Annotated in this window: 1 protein-coding gene; it reads right to left on the minus strand. The window is 47.2% G+C overall.

Annotated elements, in window-relative coordinates; translation table 11 throughout:
• A partial coding sequence (locus HP556_RS07455; RefSeq protein ID WP_478134983.1) for an adenine nucleotide alpha hydrolase family protein occupies window positions 1-305 on the minus strand: 305 nt, incomplete at both ends.

A 305-nucleotide genomic window follows, 5' to 3' on the forward strand; every position in this document is an offset into this window, starting at 1 on the left:
CATCAGCTCTGATGCCAATCCACGTGGTGTAATTCCCTCGCCCGAAATGGTCATCACAGTATTTGGTGAAGGGAACGAGTTTTAATCTGTCAGTGCAGAACGCGCCGCCGACGTATGGAGTGCCATATTTCTTTACCATATCGATAAATGGCTTCAGAACAGGCATTCGCGTCTGAATATCCTTTGGTTCCCATACCGTATAACCATTTGGCTGTCCAAGCTCCGGGTTGATATCAACCTGCAATACGGTGAGCGGTATATCCCAGAACTTCACAACTTCCCTGACAAACCGATATGTCATTGGA

This window comes from Tardiphaga robiniae (assembly GCF_013359755.1).
GTDB classification, from domain to species: Bacteria; Pseudomonadota; Alphaproteobacteria; order Rhizobiales; family Xanthobacteraceae; genus Tardiphaga; species Tardiphaga robiniae.